Raw genomic sequence first — 13,817 nt, 5'->3', positions numbered from 1 at the left:
TGCCTATTTGGCTTCGGCGGAATCGTCATGTGGGCGAACCATCTTCCACGACACTGCTGCGGATTCCTGTTCGGCTTCCTTCTTTGAAGGTCCGGTTCCGGCGCCGTAGGCAGTTCCGCCGATGTGCAGCACTGCTTGGTACGTGCGTTGGTGGTCAGGGCCGGAACCTGTGACCCGGTACTCGATGTTGCCCAGCTTTTTGGCTGCGGCAATCTCTTGGATGGCAGTCTTCCAGTCGGTGCCGGCGCCCAAGACGTCCACGTCGTGCAGCAGCGGCAGGATCAGGCGCATGACCATTTGCCGGGCAACTTCAATGCCGTGGTTCAGGAACGTGGCGCCGATAAGGGATTCCATGGTGTCGGCAAGTATGGACGACTTGTCCTTGCCATTGGTCAGAATCTCGCCTTGGCCCAGGAGGATGAACTCCCCCACGCCTAGGGAACGGGCTATGCCCGCCAGGGCACGGGTGCTGACCACTGCTGAGCGTCGCTTGGCCAGATCGCCTTCGGGCAGATCCGGGTAGTTCTTGTAGAGATGGTCGGTGACGGCATAGCCGAGGACCGAATCCCCCAGGAACTCGAGGCGTTCGTTGGTGGGAATGCCGCCATGCTCGTAGGCGTAAGAACGGTGTGTGAGGGCAAGACGAAGCGTCTCGGGGTCAATATCGACCCCGAGACGCTTCAAAAGCTCTTCTGTTGAAGGCATCAGACAGACTTACGCGTCTGCGACCTTGCGACCCTTGTATTCAAGGAACAGCTCGGTGCCTGCGGAATCCGTGACAACCTTTGCCTGGTGCGGCAGGCTGTAGGTGACGCGACCATTTTCCATGGTCTTCACCAGGGTAGGCGCGGTTGCCTTCCACTGGGCGCGACGGGCGCGAGTGTTTGAGCGGGACATCTTCCTCTTCGGGACAGCCACGGCTACTTCTCTTCTCTCTCGACTGAATGTGTACTCTGTGTCGCGTCCTCTGCGACGATGTCGGTCAGCCCGGCAAGCGCTGCCCAACGAGGATCCAAGACCTCATGGTGATGCTCAGGATCCTCATTCAGGCTTTTTCCACATTCGGAGCAAAGCCCTGCACAGTCTTCCCGGCATACCGGTTGGAACGGCAGCGCGGTCACCACTGCATTCCGGAGCACAGGTTCGAGATCGATGCGATCATCTACAACCTGGTACTGGTCAAGCTCTTCTTCTTCGGTGAACTCGTGTAAGCCCTCGTAGTAGAAAAGTTCTTGAATGTCGGCATCGAAGTCATACGCGATAGCTTCCAAGCACCGGCCGCATTCACCGTCGATTTCGACGGTGGCGATTCCGGAAACCAGAATACCCTCATGCACGGCTTCGAATCTCAGATCAAGGTCAATCTCTGACCCTTCACGGACTCCGATGAGTGCAACACCGATTTCAGCCGGTGCGGCGACCACCTCATCAAGGGTCGTCATGTTTCCCGGGCTGCGCCCGAGATCCTTGGTTAGAAAAACCAAGGGCGAACTGCGATCGATGCCGTGTGACGACGAACGATCTGAACGCTTTTCGCTAATGATGACTCCTGTAGAACATAGACCGACATTACATCTTAGCCTGATCGAACATGAGATCCCAAACGGGGCCCCCCAACGACGGGGTGTCAGACCCGTTTTGCGATGATCCTCACAACATGTGGGTCTTCGCGTCCGTATGACGCAAGCCCGCGGTCCGCTTCGCAGTGAACGATAGCCATCCCGTGCGCTTCGAGGGATGCAACGGTCTCAGCCGGGGAGACAAATCGCCGGTATGACCGAAACAGTGCCTTCTTTAGGTCTTTGTCCTGATCCGTCCGATGCTCGAATGCAACGTAATCGCCGGGCGTACATGAAGCAGCAAGTTCAGCGAAGAGGACGTCCTCTTCCGAAGCGGTTAGTCCGTTGAGGAAGAAGCGGTGGTAGTACAGCACACGACCTTGCGCTTCACTGCGGTCCTTCGTGGCCAGTGCGCCGATGGTGCCCGGCACCAGAGCGTCGCCTCGCTCAACGAAAATCTCGCTTGCTGAGTGAACACGCGTTTGTGCAGCGCGGACTGCATAGTCACTCCGATCAAGGCCTACGACTTCGGTGGCAAGCCCTTGCAAGTGGAACAAATCACGTCCGTTACCGCACCCTATATCCACGACCCGAGCAAATTTTGGCACCAGACCTGAGCCCACCAACCAATGCGCAAACGTCGACGGTGTTTGGTCCGCCGGACGCGAATAAAAGTCATCCATGGCAATTCGTGAACGCTGGGCATAAGAAAGCAGGGCTTGTGCGTCGCGCCGCTGCCTCCGCTCAGACCATTTGAAATCCGGATCGGGAGTTCCCCATCCCTCACCATAAACGTGCGCTACGACAGCCGTCGGGCTCGCGGGGATCCCAACGCTGAATCCACTCAGTTGACCCGTTCCCACAGGCTCGAAGTCTTGTGGCGGCACAGCTTCCATCCCAACAGTCCCAAAGGGGAATCCGATGCAGCCGTCTGCCTTCACAAAGAGATGCGCAATATCAACCATGACTTTAGAGCCGGTCGATTCCCTCACCGAGATGCAGGAGGCTTTCGGAGTCACTTGATATCCAGCCGCAATGAGGGCCTCGCCAAGTGCAGCAAATTCGCTTGCCACTTCGGATGGGGAACCCTCCTTGCTGACATACGCGCAGTCCATATCCTTGTCATGAGGAATGAAGCCGTTGTTCCGCACATAACCGAGCAGCGTGCCGCTATAAATGAACGATTTGGAACCTGTAACTTCTTGTATGACGCGATCTACTACTTGATAAAGCGAGAGCACGCCATCTTGCCAGGTATGATCCAAGTCTTTAGGGAGATGCGTAACCTTGCCGTCTAAGTCGAACGCCTGGCCTGACGCAAGCCTTCTCTTGAGCGCTACTTCGTTTTCTTTACCATCTTTGGCCGGGTGGCTAAATAGCTCGCCATTTGGCATCACCAAGGAATGGCCTGCGTACCTCACCGATACGCGGTCGGTACGTTTAGCAAAACGCCAAACATCGTATACACCTATCTTGAAGGTTCCAGAATCGTGTCCGTTCGGAACCACCGGCGCCTTAAGTACCAGCGTTTCATTGATGAACAGCTCAACATAGACAGGTGGCTCTACACCCTTGGGCAATCTGATGCGTCCATCGATCCCCTGCTTTTCATACCGTTCTACGTGGCCGACTTTTCTCGACGTCTGAACCCTCGCCAGCGACCTCAATAAACTACGCATACAACAATCCTTTACATAAGTTCAACAAATGTCTGTTTCTTGCAATGAATCGAAACATATTTCTATTTTTCAAAAGTTGACTTCACGGGAAAGTAATTTTCCAAGAAGTTGTTGACTTCTTCGTCGGGGATCGGCGCGGCCCCATCCACTGGCGCATCGTTGATGCAGAAAGTGTCTCGGTGACGTAGCCGGAGCGTGTTTTCCATGGTTCCCCGATACTGGTCATCGAGGATATTGATGTAGTTGTATCGCAAGTTTGTGGGCACGGCTTTCCCAACAATCTGGGCATAATAATGGTGGAGTTGATCCGCCACAATGTCTTGGTGGTGGCGAAAGCGGCTCGACCACGTCCGTTCATAGGCGTCTGCGAATTTGGCTTCCATTTCAAAATGGACGCTCCGCAGCTGGGGATGTGGGGTGTGCTTGATGGCCCGCGAAATCGTCACACCAAATTCCTTCTCGAGTAAGGTCCTCATGTTGCGGGTCAGATTCAAGTGTGGTTCGTCATGGGCAGTTGGGGATCCGAACGGACGCCGATTTCTGGACGGTGACACCTTCGCAATTCCACTCGGCAAAAAGAACCGGTCCTTCGCCAGAGGCCTGCCAAAAAACACATCGTCATTTATGTAGACGTAGTGCTCACTAAGCCCTTCAATGTGATGGAGCCGCGAGATGATGGAATTGCTGTTGAACGTTGGCAGATATGTGGAATCCGGATAGATGTGCTGATGATCAATGAGTTTGACCTTCGGGTGATCCGTGTTCAACCATTCTGGGACCTGCCCTGCCGTGACAATGTATATGTGCCTAAACCAGGGTGCGTACATCTCCAGCGAACGCAAAGAGTATTTGAGTTCGTCTCGGGACCGAAAGCGCGCCACATGATTGGCTTCGCCATGGTACTCAACCCCAGAGATCTCCGCTTCCGCCCGCTGTTTGGAATCAATCCACTCAGGGTCTTCACCGTCAACCCAAGTGTAGACAGCATCGACGGGAAAACTCACATCGTCCAGCATCCGCTTTTTCAGTACATTTGGAATCTGCACATTTGAAACCATGGCGTCGTCATTCACGAGGGCAAAGTCCTGCTGTGAAAGCACGCGAGATGCACGGTTTTCCCGAGGAGCCATAGCTTGGCCTGTCTCGTCAAACTGCCAGAATTCAATTTGGCAAGCAGTTTCGATGCCAAACCGAAGCGGCGAATCGCCAACTATCTTGGGCATCAATACGCTGATCACTTCGGCAGTCTTTAGTTCGTTCGCCGCCGCGGCATTGGTGATGTGTCGAAGAACGACGGGCGCGCTTATCACCCCCGTATATACCGGGGCATTGGAGCCCAGGGCAGACAACGCACGTAAGACGAGTTCTCTCGAGTCTTCGGGCACCCCGACCACGGCATTCCGAGTCGGGGTGCTGTCAATCAACCACCAGGAGAGACTCATAGAGTCGAGAGCGTCAGTAACCAGACGGTAGTTTGCCTCAATGGCTTGGGGAAGAGTCATCTGGCGCACTACAACCCAGGAGACACCGTTTCTGCGGACGATGTCCTCCCCCGCAACGTTTTGGCCTAAGTTAACGATTCGCTGTGTCACCTTGGCTTGCAGACGATTGACCCTTCTCTCGGTCCTAAGCCCCCTCGCCCGCAGCGCCCGGTAGACGTCCGCTCCCAAGGAACGTTCAATTATGCTCTTCGCTCCTAAGCGGTGCATTACGGAACGAATTGAGAAATTGTTCATAATTATCCCTTTACATAAGAATCAAGGATGATTGCGGGGTTTGGAATGACACTGAAAGGGAGATAAAATTCAAACTGCTATTGAATAATTTCTTTCAGTCTCGCAGGTCGAATCAGTTTAGTCATTTCACGGTAAACGCGTTCTGAGTTCCCGGCATCAACGTATTTGAATGTCAGTTTAGTTAGTGCAGCGAATTTTGGGTCGGGATCACCGGCAATGGAAGTCACGGTTGCAGCTACAGCAGTATCCGCATCAACTGTGACTGGACCAAAGCCATGATCCTCAAAATCAAAGTATCCAACATCGTATGTGTGGGATCCTGCCTTGATGGCTTCCTGATCGAATTGATAGTAAACGACTGGGACTCCACAGTAGGCCGCTTCAAATGCTGTGGACGAGTAGTCGGTTACTAGCACCGCACTCTCATGAACGAATTCAGCAAAGGGCTTGTCATCCCAATCTAAGACTGACACATCCGGACTCAGATCCATTTCAGAGACATATTCTGCCAACGACGGATGTGGAAGCAGCCCGATGCGTAGTCCGTGGTCCTCGGCGAAGCGAACCAATTCTGGACTACGGAGAAACGCCCCCCACGACAGCGCATAATCAGACTCTGCAAAGCCAAGTATGCGGCCACGTCGCCCAAGAGAATCTGAGGGCCCAACCAAGCTCTGCCTCCAAGTTGGTGAAACCAAGATCCACTGCTTCGCAGGTCTAGTCGATCGGCTAGCCAGAGCATCATGTCTTGGGAAACCGGTAAGCTTGACTTCCTTCGTGGAAAAACGGTACGCGGTATCGTTCCCGACAATTGATTCATGCTCCGCTACGGTACTGGTCACCAGCAAGTCTATGGACTTGGTATTGAACCAATAAGAGAGGTCATGGTCTGTAACACCATGTTGAAGGAATACGAATTTCCAGCGGGCCCTGCTGGCGAGAAGCCCGGAAAGCGGATCGGTGACGAACTTGTCCAAGTGTGAAGAAGCGTAAATCTTGGCGTTCATGAGCGCAAGTTTGTGATCTTCCGATCCGTGCTCGAGGAGCTTGAATCCCCCTGCGCTCAGTCGATCCCAGTCAGGCGAGTGCCGATCTAGCACAAACCATGTATTGACGCGCGGGTATTTGTTGGAGATATGCCGATAAAGATGCTCGGCGTTGTCGTTGGCCCGATATATACGATCCATGAAGATCCAGGAATTGCGGTACTTTGCCTTGACCTTCGGAGTATCGGCCAACCGAAGAAGTTTTCTTTCCTCGTCCGACTTCATCTTCCAGGCATCCAACAACCGCTGGCGATAATCCATCCCAATACGCTGAGCCTTGCGAACTGCTCGAACCGGCAGATACTTAGATCTAGTGGTCCTTGGGATGGATGTAGGCCTAGTTAGGTCCACGCCGGCCAAGGCCTTACTCACGGTGTAGGGCCTGAGACTATAATGCTCGCGGCGCGGACGCCCAATTATAAGTTGCCGTTGCACACCGTCGAGCGCCACGTCAAAAGTCCCGTCGGCCGGAATCCAAATGTATCTGTGGGAGAAAAGCGTCTTCCCCAAGAAAGTCATCGTTCTCGTCTTGGCATGACGTGGGATGACTTGCTTACCCTTGTACGTAATAGTCTCTTCTGGCATCGATCCGGAATAGACATAATGCAGGAGGGTCATCTGCTGATCAATATCGAGCTTTTCCACGTAAATTTCTTGTGGTCTGTGCTCCGGTTTTTTGTATCCCAGTATCAAAGCGTTACGCAAGTCATTGTCCGTTGGCATGACCTCGAAAGAGTGGATGGCGATTTCTGAAATATCACCCATAACTTCCGTAACGAGCTTGTGGAAGTTCTCTAGGACAGCGGTATCCATCCTTCGCGAGGGTGCCCCGACCCTTCGATCCCCTCGGTAGTACCAGAGCAGATCATAAATGAGCATGAGCTGCAACCACATTGGAACTCTTCCAGATATGGCCTTGGCGCGAGCAAGGAGGTCCAGGTGCCCATGCGAAAGCACAGCACCATATTTCTCTTCCTTGAATGCGGACGTTTGAACTGAGGAATTGCCTGCGGCACGACGCCGGTAGAAATAGTCGCTGTTGGCCACAACACCTATTACGGGTTCTGGTTGTTGCAGCAAGTACGCCGCTACGAAGTGTGCGTCTTCGAAACTGAAGGTGAGTTCCTCCTGGAACTCATGACCAAGGCGCTTTAGTTCGCTACTCCTCACCACAGCGGTCGCCCCGCTCATGTGGAAGAAGCTAGGGGATCGTTCCAAGCTCACAAAGCGATTTCCGTCGCGGAACCGCCCGTTGAGTGGATGTGATGCCGAGACCGTTCCGCTCGCTTCGTCGAATCCAACGACTCGTGTTGCATACATCGAAGCGTGGTTAGATGGATCCTTCTCCATGAATGCGGTGAGATTCTCGAAGTAGTCTTCGGCCAGGTAGTCATCCGGGTCGCAAAAAGTGATCCACTCACCATGAGCTTCCCGTATGCCCACATTTCGGGCCGACGCCTGTCCACCGTTGACTTTGGTGAGGATGGAGTGGGATAGCGCAGTTTGTTCGGCCCACTCGCGGACGATGCGCTCGGAAGAATCCGTCGAGCCGTCGAGCACCAGAATTACCTCGAATGTGCTGGGCGTAGTCTGCCTATCCAATGAGTCCAAGTACTCGCCGATGTAGTCTTCTACGTTGTAGACGGCAGATACAACTGAAATCTTGGGTGGGACTTCCTCACCAACCACTCGAGATCTTTTCGACACAAACGGGTTGACCTGTTTTTCTGATGCAGCATACACAGTAATTGATTGTAGTGGTGATGGCCGCAGGTGCTGGCATCGGGGACCTGATGGTGCCATAGAGACTGGCCAAGGGTAGCACTGCCGGTGCAGGCGTTTGGGCGCAGGCGTATGCAGCGAGAATATGTTGTGGGCGCCCAGTTGACGGGCTTCTACCCCGCCCTGATGACCATTAACATCCACGTCGTGGTAGTCATATATCGCCTCGGCGGGCCAACCGTTCATGTATCGTCCACTGATCGCCGCGGGCATATGAACCTGTATTCGATTCGCAGATAACAAGCACTCGTTACAACGAAGCCTACGGACGCTTCATTAGCTGAAAGGGAGCGGCACCCCTTCCAAGGCGGGCGATTGCCATCCGACGAGCCAGATCAGCCCGGACTTATCCACCGTCAGCCATGAGGAATCTAACGAAACTGTGGCACTCGCGCAACCAGAGCCTTGAGACACACCCACACCCTATTCAAGGCCCTCCAGCCGGAAATTCGATCCTGATCACAACTGTGGCAAATGGTGTCAGCGAACAAATGCCCTCTACAGCGCATGCAGTCAAAGGACCACTGCCGACTTCCGGGTTGAACGTAAATTAAGTTCGCGAGTTATGATGAACATAATTTCGGAGATAGTGGATTCAGTCCGTCAAACGATCTGGCCTTGATTCATGCTCCTTGTGCCGATCGCAGCTGCCTGACGATGCATTATTGTGTTTGCAGCTCCCCTACCAACGGAGTCCTGATGAATGTCTTGGCAGCCATTGAAAATCTGAAAAGTACGTTGGCAAATACGCCAAAATTTCGAAAAGGAGTGCTACGCCGGATAGACGAGCAAAACGCCATCCTGCGTTCGGGACTTCAAACGGCTGAGCAGCAGCTCGAAGTCAACCGACAGATTTTGCGTGTCGTCAACGCGCAGCAGGCAGCACTCGAAAACATTCGACTGGCGTCAATGCTCCCGCTGCGCGAGGAAATCGCCAGTCTGATCGGCACACGTCAGCTTGGCCTACTGGAGACCGTAGAGAGAATCCGAGATCAGCGTCTAAGTTTTGCCAGATTTGGCGACGGTGAACTACGGTTGATGTTCAGACCGGAATTTGACATTAAATTCCAAAAAAACAGTGCTCGACTCACCGCGGAATTGCAGGAAGTTCTTTCCACACCATCACAGAACCTATTGCTCGGAATGCCACACATATTCGGCAATGCCCATTGGTCTGGAGTTTTCGCCGAACTTTGGCACTTCATCGCCCCCGCCCTTCCTGCCGTTGATAGTTTTGGGGACAGTCACGTAACGCGCCCTCTTTTCTTCTCTTTTCACGGACATGAGGGCGTTGACGCTTGGCGCTCCGTTTGGGCGGGACGCGAGGCAGCAGTTCTGGCAGGCCAGGGGTCGCGCTTTGAGCTAATCCCGCAGCTCTTCGATACTTTGGCAGGCTTCGAAACCATCGAGTCTTTGCCGGCACACGCATTTGCAGATATCGATCGAGTGGTTGAGAAGACGCTGGAAACAGGCAAGGACCTCGCGCTTATCGCGCTGGGACCAGCAGGAACGATCGTGGCTAATCGATTGAATGTGCATGGGATCCAAGCCATCGACATAGGACACATAGCAGCGAGCTACAGGAATGTTTTCAGAGGTGAACTTTTTCCTGAAGAGCAGCCCATTTCATCCTAAGGCTCTCCCCTGCCGTTAGCTTTCGTACGGCCACAGGAAAGGACTCGGGTCATTCCTATTCGGAGCTCTGGCAGGCTGATTTTGGGGGCACCTAGACGGCGGCGTGGGCATCCTGAAAGAGACGACGGCCCACTGGAAGGGAGTGGGCCATACGGGGTTCAATAAGCCACGTTTCCCTGTTGGCATCAACGAACAGAGCTGTCCGCGGCCGTGGATTGAGGTTGGGGGCGAGAGGGGGCTGAAGTTCAGACATCCCACTGAAAGATTCGGAAATTGGGGTTAACGTGTATGAGGTAGTGGACTGCTAACGCTGTGCATCCTGCGAGCAGACGAAGCCCATGGATGGACCCCTGCAGAGACCGGTGATTTCATCAGTCGCCCTGATACGAGGCATGGATCAGCCTGATGGCTCTGTTCTGTCTGCTGGCAGCATCAGGAATGATCGTCAACAACACACCATCGAGGTGCCCGACGATTGACACGTAGGGACCAAATGGGAACACCACGTAGCCAACCACGCAAAAGTAGACCAACCCACCGTATTCCATCTCTTGATTAGCCACCGATTCACCGCAATAGGCCAATACTGGAACTTTGACGTTCAATGTTGGCGGGGACCCCTTTTAGACCTGCTCGGAAGCCGGTTCGACTCTTCATTGGATCTGGAGCGAGTCTTTCTCGGCGGCCTATTTGGGCTGCTTCCCCAGCATTTCAAACGAGGAGGGCCAGGGAAACAATCGCTGCAGAATTTCATGAATCACGCACGTTCGTTCGATCTGGTCACGAAGTTCGTCACTAACCTCGTTGATGCAGAACATTTGAGGACGTTTCTGGAAGAACAACTTCGTGAGTTTCAGGTGAACGTCTCCCGACGCAAGATCGACATACCGGTAGTCGACATCTCCGGGATAAGCGGCGCCTAGGGCCAGTCCATAGTAATGTGCAAGCGCTGACGGGATCGACAGATCATTTTCGCTCCTGAACTTGGCCCTGGCTGTTTCTTGGGTTTCAATTGGATGATTTACTGCAATGCGGGCAAGCGTGCTTTTTAGCTGGGCATGGGCAACGTGCTTAAACTTGTGGGCCGCTGCCTTCCCAAACATCGATTCCAGGAGCCGGTTGTTGTTCTGCGCAGCGATATTTACCGGAAGATTTGCGGTCTTCTCGAGGTCAAAGCGCCCCTCCGATAACGCGAATTTGGGGTATCCGGCGGCCGTATAGAATACCTGCTTGCCCAGTAGATGCCCGAAAAAGACGTCGTCATTGACATAGAGAAAACGCTCCGACAGATTCGGGATTCTATGGATTTGGCTTTCAATGGCATGGGAATTGAAAGTAGGCAGTGCGTCAAGGTCTTCAAAAATAGCTTCATGGTCCACCACCGAAATACCTGGATGGTCCTCGTTTAACCAGTCCGGACGTTGTCCCGCCGTGACCACGTAAATGTGATTGACCCAAGGAAGAAACGCCTCGACCGATCGAAGCGAGTAACGCAGCTCATCGTGGGACATGTAGCGTGCAGCATCGTTTGCAGTTGGTGGAAGCTCTCCTTCAATGCAGGCTTCGGATTCACGTCGTCGGGCCTGCCACGTTTCATCGGCGCCGTCCACCCACGTATAGACCAAATCGATTGGTTCCAATACGTCAAGTATGGATTGCTTTGCCGGTCGCCTACCTCCAGGGATCACCAAAAGGCGTACCCCGATAGCTTCAACTAGATCCATGCGGGCACCAACCTGAGACTTCGTAGCACAGGACCAGCCTGCAATAGCTGCAGGGTCGAGGGAATCTTTGGCAATCGGAACCAGAACGAATCCCTGCGATTTTAGGGACTCGGTTACTCTTTGTGAGTCGCGAGGGTCGACATAAACCCGCGCCTCGTTGCCGACCCACTGGACTTTGAGTGCAAAACCGAGCGAACCGGTTTCGAAGGCCTCCACTTGAAGAACTCGAAGATCAGCCATGGGAATGCTCGAAGCAGGGGTCTTCCTGTCAGCAAGTTCGATGGCCTGCCGCCAATACCGGGGTGGAACAAGTCCTCCCACAAGGCTTTTCCAACGAGGTAGAAGACCCATAGTCACATCCTTCAAAGTATCGCTCTCCACACGAATGGCTACATAGGAGACCCAAACAGTCTATTCAGTTTTCTACATGGCCGAAGACAACTCGTCCACGATCCACAAGGGGACGGACATAGGATGGTCTCGTGACCAACTCCGAACTACTGATACGACAGTTTCGCCTCATGTTCAACAAGCTTCAGACGTTGGCCGTGGAAAAAGCGTTCCGCAGCAAGCTGCGCCAAGGCTCCCCAAAGTCCACGGACTCCATCGATTTCGTGGTCTTTTACGCAGATGGGCCAAGCCAAATTTATCAGCTCAATCAATGGACGGCGCCGTTCGAGGCCCTTCGGAATCGCGGATATGGAGTATGCCTGATTGCAATGAACGCGCTTAGCGCTCGGCAATTGGCCAAACAGACCGCCCTCCCGATACTTCAAACGCGTTCCATGGACCAAATTGAAACCGCCCTACTTTCTTGGGGAACGGCAGGCATCTTCTACGTCAACAATTCACAAGCTAACTTCACGATGCTGCGGGTCAATGGTCCCGCACATGTGCACTTAAGCCACGGTGAGAGTGAGAAGTCATCGATGGTTTCCAACCAGCTAAAGGCGTACGACTTTGCTTTCATAGCCGGCCAGGCTGCCCGGAATCGAATTCTGTCAAACGTCCCACGCTTTGATCCCACCAATCTTGTGGAGATTGGCCGACCCCAGCTCGATGTTCAATGCGAGCGGGCCGCAGCGGAGCGTCCCACATCACGCATTAGGGTCCTCTACGCCCCAACTTGGGAGGGGGATGGGCAAAACATGGCATATAGCTCAATTACCGCGATCGGGGAGAGTCTAGTCTCGGAATTGCTGAACGACAAGCGCTTTACGGTCATATTCCGACCGCACCCCAAGACTGGAAGCTGTTCGGCGAAGGCCCGGAGCGCGCTGGTCCACATTGAGAAGGCCATTGCCGTCGCCACGCACACATCGCCCGAGGCGGGGCATCGTGTCGACACGGCCGGCGATTCAACACCCAGCATTCTGGAATCCGACATCGTGCTTTGCGATATCTCCGCGATAGCGATGGATTGCGTAGGATTGGATGTGGCTCTCCTGCTATTCCACAATGCGCCGACTACGATGTCGCAAAAGCTTACACCCGGGCAAGCGCTGGCCACTCAGCATGTACGCCAGTTGCTCGACGACGATCACGGTAGCGCTCTGCTGAATGCTATTGCTGCCCTGGGCACGTCGGGGCCCCTCAAGGATCAACGGTCCCTGCGCAACAATGTGTTTGGGGATCCGGCCTTGGGCCGGGCGACGGAACGATTCATCGACGCAGCGGTCGCACTAACGGACACGGAAGCCCGGGAGTAAGCGAGGGCGCACGAGTCAATCCGCTTCGAGCGCTGTCCGTGGCAGTTCTAAAGTGACGATGGGCGGCAATCCCCGCTGACCATTACTTGAAGGCTGACCATTACTTGAAGCCGAAGAGTCGATGCAAAACCTGATGTCAGGTGTCGATTGGTAGATCAAGAAGTCGCTCGACGGGGATACACCAGCCGAGTATTTTGCGAGGACGCGCGTTCAGCTATTTCGCGACGGATTCCAGTGCCTGCGGTCCGTGGACGTTCAGGTCGGTGCACTTGGAGAAGTATTGGCGCATCAGCCCGTTGGTGTTTTCGTTGGAGCCTCGTTTCCATGGGTTGGCCGAGTCGCAGACATAGATGTCCATGTTGGGTGCGAGGATCAAGGCCTCGTGCTTGGATATCTCCGCACCCCGGTCCCAGGCCAGCGATCCGCGCAGGTGCGCCGGCAGGATGCCCATGGTCTTGATCTTGCCGTCGCGCACGGATTCGGGCCTGTGGTCCACTGGCAGGTCGACGAGCATGACGACCCGGGTGGTGCGCTCCACCCGGGTCCCGATGTGCAATTGATTGTCGGCCCGGACACTAAATCATCCTTCCCAGTGGCCTGGGACGGCGCGGTCCTCAACCCCGTCCGGGGCACTCGGAAGTGTTAACCGCGGGGTCCCGGAACCAGTTCGTGCGTTCCGCTGGGTACATATTCTTCTTCCGCTAGGGCTTGCGGATCCTGGTGAACGCCCGTGAATCCATGAGCCAGGACCGCACCCGTTAGATCAACGCCTCAAATGCTCTGGCGCAGCACCGACCTCAGTGAATATTCGACACTTTTGGGGCCAGTGATATTGCCGATGGGGACCAGCAGCAGTAGTGCCCCGTAGAGTGGTGTAACACCCACCGGTGACCTGTACGTTCCTGAAACGGGCGCGGCCACCGTGGGTCCTTCGAGGAAACTCTCAC

At 54.3% G+C, this 13,817-nt stretch carries 11 protein-coding genes; 2 read left to right on the top strand and 9 right to left on the bottom strand.

Annotated elements, in window-relative coordinates:
* Positions 1 to 3 precede the first annotated feature (3 nt).
* The 6 genes from rnc to J2T21_RS19940 form a co-directional block, all read right to left on the bottom strand.
* Positions 4 to 705, bottom strand: coding sequence for a ribonuclease III (gene rnc / locus J2T21_RS19965; protein ID WP_307583885.1), 702 nt, complete (start codon positions 703 to 705; stop codon positions 4 to 6).
* Between the two features lie 9 nt (positions 706 to 714).
* A complete protein-coding gene (gene rpmF, locus J2T21_RS19960) occupies positions 715 to 918 on the bottom strand; it encodes a 50S ribosomal protein L32 (protein ID WP_007273166.1) in 204 nt (67 codons plus the stop codon).
* A gap of 2 nt (positions 919 to 920) precedes the next feature.
* On the bottom strand, positions 921 to 1,484 hold the full coding sequence (locus J2T21_RS19955; RefSeq protein ID WP_083411287.1) for a YceD family protein: 564 nt from the start codon (positions 1,482 to 1,484) through the stop codon (positions 921 to 923).
* A 143-nt stretch (positions 1,485 to 1,627) separates the two neighbouring features.
* The gene (locus J2T21_RS19950; protein ID WP_307583884.1) at positions 1,628 to 3,238 is read right to left on the bottom strand and encodes a methyltransferase domain-containing protein; all 1,611 of its coding nucleotides are present in this window, start codon (positions 3,236 to 3,238) and stop codon (positions 1,628 to 1,630) included.
* A gap of 62 nt (positions 3,239 to 3,300) precedes the next feature.
* Positions 3,301 to 4,974: a stealth family protein gene (locus J2T21_RS19945; RefSeq protein WP_307583882.1), complete on the bottom strand. Its 1,674-nt coding sequence runs from the start codon at positions 4,972 to 4,974 to the stop codon at positions 3,301 to 3,303.
* Positions 4,975 to 5,051: 77 nt separating this feature from the next.
* Positions 5,052 to 8,015: a bifunctional glycosyltransferase/CDP-glycerol:glycerophosphate glycerophosphotransferase gene (locus tag J2T21_RS19940; RefSeq protein ID WP_307583881.1), complete on the bottom strand. Its 2,964-nt coding sequence runs from the start codon at positions 8,013 to 8,015 to the stop codon at positions 5,052 to 5,054.
* Positions 8,016 to 8,501: 486 nt separating this feature from the next.
* On the opposite strand from J2T21_RS19940, the gene J2T21_RS19935 reads away from it, so the two are divergent.
* Entirely contained in the window at positions 8,502 to 9,437 is a 936-nt protein-coding gene (locus J2T21_RS19935) for a GT-D fold domain-containing glycosyltransferase (protein WP_307583880.1), read from the top strand.
* Between the two features lie 371 nt (positions 9,438 to 9,808).
* Here the strand turns inward: J2T21_RS19935 and J2T21_RS19930 are convergent, their stop codons facing one another.
* Positions 9,809 to 10,042 (bottom strand): hypothetical protein, encoded by a 234-nt coding sequence (locus J2T21_RS19930; RefSeq protein WP_307583879.1) that lies wholly within the window; start codon positions 10,040 to 10,042, stop codon positions 9,809 to 9,811.
* Between the two features lie 81 nt (positions 10,043 to 10,123).
* The gene (locus tag J2T21_RS19925) at positions 10,124 to 11,512 is read right to left on the bottom strand and encodes a stealth family protein (RefSeq protein WP_307583878.1); all 1,389 of its coding nucleotides are present in this window, start codon (positions 11,510 to 11,512) and stop codon (positions 10,124 to 10,126) included.
* A 131-nt stretch (positions 11,513 to 11,643) separates the two neighbouring features.
* On the opposite strand from J2T21_RS19925, the gene J2T21_RS19920 reads away from it, so the two are divergent.
* Positions 11,644 to 12,870: a CDP-glycerol glycerophosphotransferase family protein gene (locus tag J2T21_RS19920; RefSeq protein ID WP_307583876.1), complete on the top strand. Its 1,227-nt coding sequence runs from the start codon at positions 11,644 to 11,646 to the stop codon at positions 12,868 to 12,870.
* A 214-nt stretch (positions 12,871 to 13,084) separates the two neighbouring features.
* Here the strand turns inward: J2T21_RS19920 and J2T21_RS19915 are convergent, their stop codons facing one another.
* Positions 13,085 to 13,408: an IS30 family transposase gene (locus tag J2T21_RS19915; protein WP_444939673.1), complete on the bottom strand. Its 324-nt coding sequence runs from the start codon at positions 13,406 to 13,408 to the stop codon at positions 13,085 to 13,087.
* Positions 13,409 to 13,817 lie beyond the last annotated feature (409 nt).

The sequence above is a fragment of the Paeniglutamicibacter psychrophenolicus genome, assembly GCF_030812255.1.
In the GTDB taxonomy this organism is placed as follows: domain Bacteria; phylum Actinomycetota; class Actinomycetes; order Actinomycetales; family Micrococcaceae; genus Paeniglutamicibacter; species Paeniglutamicibacter psychrophenolicus_A.
This window is presented reverse-complemented; position numbering and strand designations above follow the sequence as displayed.

Coding starts and splice junctions, on each gene's coding strand:
- rnc (WP_307583885.1), bottom strand. CDS start 705: ATGCCTTCAACAGAAGAGCTTTTGAAGCGTCTCGGGGTCGATATTGAC.
- J2T21_RS19950 (WP_307583884.1), bottom strand. CDS start 3,238: ATGCGTAGTTTATTGAGGTCGCTGGCGAGGGTTCAGACGTCGAGAAAA.
- J2T21_RS19945 (WP_307583882.1), bottom strand. CDS start 4,974: ATGAACAATTTCTCAATTCGTTCCGTAATGCACCGCTTAGGAGCGAAG.
- J2T21_RS19940 (WP_307583881.1), bottom strand. CDS start 8,015: ATGCCCGCGGCGATCAGTGGACGATACATGAACGGTTGGCCCGCCGAG.
- J2T21_RS19935 (WP_307583880.1), top strand. CDS start 8,502: ATGAATGTCTTGGCAGCCATTGAAAATCTGAAAAGTACGTTGGCAAAT.
- J2T21_RS19925 (WP_307583878.1), bottom strand. CDS start 11,512: ATGGGTCTTCTACCTCGTTGGAAAAGCCTTGTGGGAGGACTTGTTCCA.